The following is a 3,181-nucleotide window of genomic DNA, read 5'->3' on the forward strand; positions in this document are numbered from 1 at the left end:
CCACGATGGAGTCGTCCACCACCACCCCGATCAGCAGCAGCATGGCCAGCATGGTCAGTGAGTTGAGCGTGTAGCCGAAGAAGTACACCACTGCGGTGACGGCGGCGAGCGAGATAGGGATCGACAGCACCACGATCAGTGTCGAGCGCAGGTTCTTCAGGAACAGCCACAGAACCAGGGCAGAGAACAGGATGCCCAGCGCAATGGTGACGTACAGCGATTGCACCATCTCCAGAATGAATACGGACTGGTCGGAGGCGATGTTCACCTCGATGCCGGGCGGCAACTGTGGGCGGATTTCCTCGTCGAGCCGACGCTGCACCTCTTGGATGATGCCCACGGTATTGGAGCCAGCCACTTTGACGATGCCCAGGCCGACGGTGGGCTTGCCGTTGAATCGGGCCAGCGAGCGCGCATCCTCAAGCCCGTCGACCACATCGGCCACGTCGCGCACGCGGACCAGGGCGCCGTTCTGGCTTGCGACGACCAGATTTTCCAGTTCTTCAGGGGCGTGGTACTCCATGTCCAGCTTGATCAGCCGTTCGCTACGATCGCTGATCACGAAGCCGCCCGGCAGCTGGAAATGCTCGGTCTGCAAAGCGTTGATCAAGTCCTCTACCGTCAGTCCGAACCGTGCCAGGCGGTCCGGGTACACCTCCACGCGGATGTTGCGCTCCAGCCCGCCGCCGATCTGCACCTCGCCCACCCCGTCGATATTCTCCAGCCGCGGCCGGATCACATTGCGGGCGTAGACGCTGAGCTGCTGCAGGGTGCGGTCACCCTGCACACTCAGCCACATGATGGCCTGGCTGCCGGTTTCCAACTTCTGAATGATCGGCGCATCGGCGTCCCGCGGCAGCTGGACGCGTATCTCGTTGACCTTGGCCTGCACTTCATTGAAGGCGATGTCCACGTCCTTATCCAGGTTGAACGTCACCACCACCAAGGAGACGCCGGCACTGGACGTGGACTGGATGTCATCGATGCCGGGAACGGTGTTGACCGCGCGCTCTACCTGCGTGGTGATCGATGCATCGATGATCTCCGGGTCGGCACCCTGCTGGGTGACGACCACGGTGACCACCGGAAACTCGATATTGGGTACGCGGTCCGTGCCCACCTGCTGGTAGCCGATGATGCCGAACAGCACCAGTACCGCACTCAGCATCACGGCAAGCACGTGCCGCCGGATGGACAGTTCGGGGAGCGTCATTGCGCCCCCCCCTCGCTGACCTGCACGTCGGCGCCGTCGGTGAGAAAGCCGGCGCTGTCCACGGCGATGGTTTCGCCGCCTTCCAGCCCTTCGAGTATCTCGACCGTCTCACGCGCGCGAACCCCTACCCGTACCTTCTGTGCCCTCGCGGTGCCATCCTCGATCAGGTACACGACCTGGCCCTCGGGGCGCTGGACCACGGACTGATTCGGCACCACCACGCTCTCACGCTGATCAAGCACCACCTCGGCGCTGACGCTGCCGCCGTCGCGCCAGCTGCCGGGGTTGGCCACGTTGATGATCGCTTCCACGGCTCGGCTGCCCCCCATCAACCCGGGACGCAACTCACTGATGCTCCCTTCGACGACGTCGGCGGCAGACAACGGGGCATGCATGCGCACCGTCTGGCCCACTGCCAACCGGGCGCCCACGGTTTCCGGAAACGGCAGGCGAACGCGCAGCAGGTCCTGGCTCACCAGCCGGAACAAAGGCTGACCCCGGGTGCTGAAATCACCCACCGAAACCATGCGTTCATCCACCTCGGCATCCACGGGTGCCGTCACCCGGGTGTTGCGCAGGTCCAGTTCGGCTTGGCGGACCGCAATCCGTGCGCCTTCGAGCTGTTCCTGGAGGTTCCGGTACTCGCCTTCGGTGGTGTCGAACGTGCCTTGGGTAACGGCCCCGTTCGCCAGCAATTGCCGCTGACGCTCCAGCTGACGGCCCTGGGAATGGACCAATGCTTCGAGCCGTCGGACGTCGGCACGTGCTGAGGCCAAGGCCAGCGCGTAGGGCTCCGGATCGATCTCGAGAAGCAGCTTGCCCCGCTTGACGCGCTCACCGGTGTCCACATGCACGGCGGTGATGCGGCCGTCCACCTCGGCGATCAGCGAGGGCGCCGTCCGCGAGCTGACTTGACCGATGGAGCGCTCCACCACCTCCACGGTCTCCACCTCGACGTTGATCGTGCTGATCACCGTGCGCCGGTCTGGAGCGTTCACCTGGGTCTGGTCACGGTTCCCAGCACTGTTGCTGTCATCCCCGCACGCTGTCAGCAGCACGAGTGCTGCACCCGCTGCAAGTGCAAGTCGTAATCCGATTGTCATGTTCGCTGTGTTCCCCGAGGTCTGTCCCGAATGCCCCGAACGCTGGGAGGCGGAGCAAAGCGTACCGGTAAAACAGGTAAGCCTGCGCACCATCGGCGGTCAATCAGTGAGGCTACCCGGCCCAAGGGGCGGGCCGCGTGGATTGCAGCCGAGCACGTGATCCGACGCAACGGTCGCACGCCCGGCGCGACGGCGGCCGCAGACAAGGCCATAGATCACCGGTGGCTTCGTCGGTTTTCTCTCGCAGCAGGGCCAGAAAGCTCATGTCGCGCATAAGAAGCCCGGCAGGGGGCTGCAAGAGAGACCGCACAGCGTCTTCCTTTAACCAGCTGCGCGCTCCTCGAGTGGCCCATCTTCAAGCGGCCTTGGCCGCGCGACTGGGCGGCAAAGTCGCGCGCTTGACCCGGGCGTTACAACACCTCAAAGGTCAGTCCCGCATGAGCGACCAGTCGCTCGATGAGGGCATCGCCCAGGGCGGTGGCGGGGGTCCAGAAGCCGCCGCCAAGGTTTGAACTGTCGACATCGTGGGCCAGGCAGACCGCCGCTTCACCGAGCATTTTGCCGGTCGACCCATAGCCGGGATCGCGGTCGCCGGTCACTTTGGTGACCACGGTGTCGCCGCCCGCAGTGCGGCCATAAAAGCGGAAATCGAAATAACCCTTATGCTGGGCCTCGGGGCTGGGCCCTTCGCCCGGCTTGGGCACCACGAAACGCTCCAGCAGCGCACGGCTGGGGCGCAGCGCAGACAGCCCCAAGAAACCGCCCACCGCCAGGGCCACGGCATTGGCCTTGAACTGTCCTTTCAGGCCCGGCCCGGTGGTCAGGGCCTCGTCGTAGACAAAGCCTTGCCCATAGGCGAAACCGC

At 64.6% G+C, this 3,181-nt stretch carries 2 protein-coding genes and 1 pseudogene; all 3 read right to left on the bottom strand.

Annotated elements, in window-relative coordinates:
- A partial coding sequence (locus ACN4F8_RS20770; protein ID WP_419475318.1) for an efflux RND transporter permease subunit occupies positions 1 to 1,213 on the bottom strand: 1,213 nt, incomplete at its 3' end.
- On the bottom strand, positions 1,210 to 2,211 hold the full coding sequence (locus ACN4F8_RS20775; RefSeq protein WP_419475319.1) for an efflux RND transporter periplasmic adaptor subunit: 1,002 nt from the start codon (positions 2,209 to 2,211) through the stop codon (positions 1,210 to 1,212). The genes ACN4F8_RS20770 and ACN4F8_RS20775, both read right to left, overlap by 4 nt.
- Positions 2,212 to 2,726: 515 nt before the next feature.
- Positions 2,727 to 3,181: pseudogene (locus ACN4F8_RS20780) on the bottom strand (saccharopine dehydrogenase); the annotation flags it as partial.

Origin of the sequence: Hydrogenophaga sp. (assembly GCF_048549895.1) — a bacterium.
GTDB lineage: Bacteria > Pseudomonadota > Gammaproteobacteria > Burkholderiales > Burkholderiaceae_C > Hydrogenophaga.